The sequence below is a fragment of the Kitasatospora sp. NPDC057512 genome, assembly GCF_042802135.1.
Classification (GTDB): Bacteria; Actinomycetota; Actinomycetes; order Streptomycetales; family Streptomycetaceae; genus Kitasatospora.
The window spans coordinates 1-5,433 of the sequence record NZ_JBHVET010000610.1; the positions used below are offsets into that span (position 1 = coordinate 1).

At 74.0% G+C, this 5,433-nt stretch carries 5 protein-coding genes; 1 reads left to right on the forward strand and 4 read right to left on the reverse strand.

Features of this window, described 5'->3' with window-relative positions; all coding sequences use genetic code 11:
- Nucleotides 1–231 precede the first annotated feature (231 nt).
- From ACFU6K_RS30255 to ACFU6K_RS30270, 4 genes are all read right to left on the reverse strand, one after another.
- Nucleotides 232–690, reverse strand: coding sequence for a MarR family winged helix-turn-helix transcriptional regulator (locus ACFU6K_RS30255; protein WP_380668366.1), 459 nt, complete (start codon nt 688–690; stop codon nt 232–234).
- Nucleotides 691–709: 19 nt separating this feature from the next.
- Complete coding sequence (locus ACFU6K_RS30260; protein ID WP_380668368.1) at nt 710–1,438, reverse strand: alpha/beta fold hydrolase; 729 nt, start codon at nt 1,436–1,438, stop codon at nt 710–712.
- A 119-nt stretch (nt 1,439–1,557) separates the two neighbouring features.
- On the reverse strand, nt 1,558–2,574 hold the full coding sequence (locus ACFU6K_RS30265) for a helix-turn-helix domain-containing protein (RefSeq protein WP_380668370.1): 1,017 nt from the start codon (nt 2,572–2,574) through the stop codon (nt 1,558–1,560).
- A gap of 151 nt (nt 2,575–2,725) precedes the next feature.
- Nucleotides 2,726–3,607: a GntR family transcriptional regulator gene (locus ACFU6K_RS30270; protein WP_380668372.1), complete on the reverse strand. Its 882-nt coding sequence runs from the start codon at nt 3,605–3,607 to the stop codon at nt 2,726–2,728.
- Between the two features lie 216 nt (nt 3,608–3,823).
- On the opposite strand from ACFU6K_RS30270, the gene ACFU6K_RS30275 reads away from it, so the two are divergent.
- A complete protein-coding gene (locus ACFU6K_RS30275; protein WP_380668374.1) occupies nt 3,824–5,398 on the forward strand; it encodes an alkaline phosphatase family protein in 1,575 nt (524 codons plus the stop codon).
- The last annotated feature ends 35 nt before the right edge of the window (nt 5,399–5,433 follow it).

Genomic DNA, 5,433 nt, shown 5'->3' on the forward strand with positions numbered 1-5,433 from the left:
GCCCGGCACGCTCCCCCGTGGCGTGCCGGGCCGTCGGCGCGAAAACGGAACGAGAGGTTCCGCCGCGCGGTGTTCACTCGTGGAGGATGCCAGGGAGAAACCCCCGCCGTGTTGGCACCCAGTCGACAGTCCTTGGCACTGCGTGGACAGGTGCGGCCTTCCGGCCCGCGCGTGCGCAGCGGGTGCTCGCGCTGCGGGGTTCTCGTGCCGGTGGGCTTCGAGGCCGCGGTGTCAGTCGAGGGCGAGGCGTTTGTTGAGGGCCTCGCCCGAGGGGAGGGGGTCGATGAAGTTGTGCAGGAACCGGAGCATCGCGTCGGTGTCCAGGCCCTCGCAGGCGGCGTCCATCGCGGCGTAGAGGAACTCCTCGATCCCGGCGACCTCGGTGGCCAGGCGTGTGCCCTCGGGGGTGAGGCTGAGCTGGACGTAGCGGCGGTCCTCGGCGTCGGTGCGGCGCTCGACCAGCCCGGCCGCGACCACGCGCTCGACCAGCCGGCTGGGGTTGGTGCCGCTCTCGCACACCAGGAGCTGTCCGAGCCCGTTGAGGCTCAGGGTGCCGTGCTGCTGGAGCAGGCGCAGCACCTCCGCCTGCGAGGGGGTGATGCCGTGGGGTTTGAGGGCCTGGATCAGCAGCCGGTTGCCTTCGCGCTGGGCTGCCAGGATCGCGAACCGCAGGTGCTCGGCCTTGCGCATCGATGTCCTTCCGGGTGGTCTACGGGGCGGCCAGGAAGTTCTCGACCGCGGCGGCGTAGGTTACCGGGTGGGAGAAGCGGAACATGTGGCCGGTGCGCGGCAGCACGACCTCCCGGGCGTCGGGGATGCCGGCGAGCATGACCTTCGACGCGTTCTCGCCGATCAGTACGTCGTGCGAGGGGGTCAGGAGCAGGGTCGGGACCTCGACCCGGCCGAGCGCGTCGACGTAGTCGGCGGTCATGGCGGCCCGCACCCGCGCGCCGAAGGACGCGGCCGGGGTGTTGACGAGGAACAGTTCGCGGCTGCGCGCCTCGTTCCAGGGCACCTGGCCCTCGCCGTCGAACGGGGAGGCGAGGCGGTGGGCGTGGGCCCGCAGCGTCAGCTGCCGGTAGAGCGGGCCGCGGGCCTTGCCGATCGCCCGCATCAGGGCCTTCCACGGCTTGGAGTCGACCGGGTCGGCCGCGAACCCGCCGGACAGGACCAGGGCGCGCAGGCCCCGCGGACGGCGGGTGGCGAGCGCGAGCGCGATGACCGCGCCGAACGAGTCGCCGACCAGCACGTAGTCGTCGAGGTCCGCGACCGCGTTCTCGACGTGGTCGGCGTAGCGCTCCATGTCGTCGATGCCCTCGGGCAGGCGCAGCGTGCGCTTGGGTGCCTCGCCGTAGGGGGCGAGCTGCTCGGCGCTCCACGGGGCGCCGGAGAAGCAGGGGATGAAGACGAGGGTCGGGGTTCTCCGTGTAGCACTCATGGCAGATAGGTTACACGACATATGTGTCGTGACACATGTTCTGGGGGGCGGATCCGCCGAGGTGGTTCCGGATGCCCCCGACAGCCCGCCCGGTCGGCGGGGCCGTGCCGCCCGTGCGGCTATCCGCCGACGCCCCCGGTCAGGGCCTGCCGGCGGTGCTCGCTGGGGGAGAGGCCGTACGCGGCCTTGAAGGCGCGGCTGAACTCGGCGGCGCGGGGCAGGCCGCAGCGGGTGGCGACGGCGTGGACGGGCAGGTCGCGCAGCGCCGGGTCGGCCAGGTCGCGGTGGGCCCGCTCCAGCCGGCGGCGGCGGACGAAGGCGGCGACGGTCTCGCCGCCGGACTGCCGGGTGAACAGGCGGTGCAGGTAGCTGACCGAGATGTGGTGGGCGGCCGCGATCACGGCGGGGGTCAGCTCCGGGTCGCGCAGGTTGCGTTCGACGAAGCCCCGGACGTTCTCGACCAGGGCCCGCTGCCGGGTGTCGTCGGGCACGGCGGCCTCGGCGTCCAGTTCCCGGGCGAGCCAGGCGGCCACCAGGTCGACCACGATGCCGCCCAGGCGGGGGGTCTCGACCGGGCCCAGGACGGCGGCCTGCCGGTCCAGGCCGACGAGGAACTCCGAGAGCAGCGCGCAGGCGCCCTCCCGGGAGGAGAAGCCGCGGCCCAGCAGCTCGTGCACCCGGTGCGCCGGCAGTGGCAGCAGGGTGGTGGGGAAGTCGACGCCGACGGCCTCGATCCGGCGCTCCGCGGGCGCCTGGGCGCGGGCGCCGAAGGCCCGCAGGTCGAAGGGGTGGGAGCTGTCGAGCATGTGCAGGTTGCCGGGCCCGAAGGTCTCGGTGCGCCCGCTGCCGGGGGTCAGGACGAAGCCGCCGTCGAGCAGCAGGGTCAGGTGGAACACCCCGAGGTCGGAGCGGCGCACCCGGCGTTCGGTGCGCTGGAAGCGGGTCGGCGGGAAGGAGGTCCGCAAGAGGGTCACCGGCCCGAGCTCCAGGCGACGCATCTCCGCCCGGAAGTCGTCGGAGTGGGGGCTGGTCACCTCGCTGTCCCGGGTGCGGCTGACCAGCTCCCGCCAGCACTCGAACCGCTCCCTCTCGGGTACGCCCTCACCGCGGAACACGCTCTCCGTGCTCGTGGCCACTGTCCGCCCTTCCCGTCCGGGGTCCGTCCCCTTCCCTGTCCGGTCGGGCTCCCCTTCCCCACCAGGTGTCACCGGCCCCTCGCAGCCGGTGACACCGAAACCTACAAGGTCGGGCCCGGTGCGCCGCGCCCGGGTGCGGGAGGCCGGACGGTCAGTGCTCCTGCGGGGCGCCGTCCGGGGCGTCCGGGGTGCCGTCCGGGCTATACGGGGCGCTGTCCGCGCCGTCCGGGCCGTCCGGGGTGCCGTCCGGGCTATACGGGGCGCTGTCCGCGCCGTCCGGGGCGCCGAGGGCGAGGGTGAAGCTGAACCGGTCGCCCCGGTAGAGGGAGCGCACCTGCTCCAGCGGGCGCCCCGCGGCGTCCAGGCTGCGGCGGTGCAGCAGCAGCATCGGCAGCGCCGGCGGGGTGCCGATCAGCAGCGCCTCGCGCGGGGTGGCCAGCACCGTCTCGATCCGCTCCTCGGCGGCGCCCAGGCGCACCCCGTGCCCGCGCAGGTAGCCGTAGAAGGACCCCTCGGGGTCGAAGTCCCGGTCCAGCGCGGGCGCCCGGGCCACCGGCACGTACGTGGACTCCAGCCCGACGCGCTCCTCGTCCGCGCGCAGCACCCGCTCCAGGTGCCACAGCGGCTCGCCCTCGGGGACCTCCAGCAGCCGGGCCACCGCCGCGTCGGCGGGCAGCCGGTCCAGGGCGATCAGGGTGCGGCCGGGGCGCAGGCCCTGGCGCGAGACGCCCTCGGTGTAGCTGCTCAGGGACAGCGGCTGCTCGATCTTCGGCCCGGCCACGACCGTGCCCCGGCCCTGCCGGCGCAGCCGGCCCTCCAGCAGCAGCTCGCGCAGCGCCTGGCGCACGGTGGCCCGGGCGACGCCGTGACGCTGTGCCAGATCGGCCTCGGTGGGCAGCCGCCCGCCCGGGCCCAGCTCGGCGACCAGCTCCTCCAGACGCGCCTTGACCAGGTAGTACTTGGGCACCCGGCCGTGCTCGGGGACGCCGGCGCGGGCCGCTTCGGGGCCGGCCCGGGGGATGGGGTGGTTCACCGCGCAAGCCTACCGAGCGCCGTGCGGACCGCGCCGGGCCGTACGGGCCGGGCCCGGCACCTGGGGCTTTTGATCACGGAAGCATAACGGGTCTGGTCTGAATTTCGGCGGTTGTTCATACAACCGTGGATCCGGTGAGGGTCCGTCCTCGCCCGCCCGGCGCATCCTCACTCCCGGTGCAACTGCACCGCACCGACGACCAGTTGGGAGCCCTCGTTGCGCACCTCCCGCACCGCCGCCCTCGCCGCCGCCACGGCCCTCGCCGCCACCGCCGCCGCGCTGATCGCACCGACCGCCACCGCCACGGCCGCCGCCCCCGCCGCGACCGCCCCCGCCGTGACCGGGACCGCCACGACCGGGACCGCCGCCGGCCCCTACCAGGGCCTGCCGAACGGCACCAAGCAGGCCAAGACCCTGGTCATCGGCGTCGACGGCACCCGCTACGACAAGCTGCTCACCGCCGACGCCCCCGCCCTCAAGGCCCTCATGGCCGGCGGCCTGACCGCCACCAGCAACCTCTACGCCAACCCGCTGGCCCCCACCCTCTCCGGCCCCGGCTGGTCGACCATCGCCACCGGCGCGTGGCCCGACAAGCACCAGGTGAAGGACAACAGCTTCACCGGCTCCCGCTTCGACCTGTTCCCCGACTTCGCCACCCGCCTGGAGAACGCCGACCCCACCACCTCCACCCTGGTGATCGGCTCCTGGAACCCCATCGCCGGCAACGTCTTCAACGGCCGCGCCGACCTGCGCCTCCAGGAGAGCGAGAACGACGCCAAGACCGCCGCCGACGCCGCCGACTACCTCGCCCACGGCAACCCCGACACCACCTTCCTGCACTTCGACCAGGTAGACGAGGCCGGCCACAACCACGGCGGCACCAGCCCCGAGTACGCGGCCGCCCTCCACTCCGCCGACACCCTGGTCGGCCAGGTCCTCCAGGCCGTCAAGTCCCGCCCCACGTACGCCTCGGAGGACTGGCTGGTCGTCGTCACCACCGACCACGGCCACACCGACGCCGGCGGCCACGGCGGCAACAGCGCCAACGAGCGCCAGACCTTCCTGATCGCCAACGGCACCGGCTACGCCCCCGGCTCGCGCCGCTACGACGTCAAGCCCGTCGACATCGCCCCCACTGTCCTCAAGCACGAGGGCGTCGCCGTCGACCCCGCCTGGAAGCTCGACGGCCGCCCGATCGACGAGATCGCCCCCGACGCCTTCGACGCGCTGCGCCCGAGCCTGCAGGCCCGCGCCGACGAGAGCGGCATCCCGGCCGGGGTGAAGGGCTGGACCCACACCCCGCCGGCCGGCTGGAGCATCGACAACTCCCGCATGCCCAGCGGCGGGGTCACCGAGTGGCGCGGCTGGACCTTCGCCACCGACGAGTTCTGGACGGCCTCCCAGCTCGGCCAGTCCCGCGAGACCAACGTGCGCGCCCGCAACGTGTTCGCCGTCGCCGACTCCGACGAGTGGGACGACAAGGCGCACGGCGCCGGCCAGTTCGACTCCACCCTGGTCGGCCCGGCCTACCCGGTCTCCGGCGCGAGCCGCGGCGTGCTGTCCTTCGCGACGAACTACAAGGTCGACGGGCCGCAGACCGGCGACGTCTACGTGGTCTTCGACAACGGCGCCCCGCAGCCGGTGAAGTCCTACCGCAGCGACCTCAACACCGTCGAGAACCTCCCCGTCACCATCCCCGCCGGCGCCACCACCGCCCGCTTCCAGTTCCGCTACACCGGCACCAACAGTGCCTTCTGGACCGTCGACCAGGTCTCCTTCACCGCCTCCTGACCCGGGCGGCGGCGCGGGCGGGGGAGGGGCACCGG

Bases quoted from the DNA above. Each gene is read 5' to 3' on its own strand.
- ACFU6K_RS30255 (WP_380668366.1), bottom strand. From the start codon at position 690: ATGCGCAAGGCCGAGCACCTGCGGTTCGCGATCCTGGCAGCCCAGCGC.
- ACFU6K_RS30260 (WP_380668368.1), bottom strand. From the start codon at position 1,438: ATGAGTGCTACACGGAGAACCCCGACCCTCGTCTTCATCCCCTGCTTC.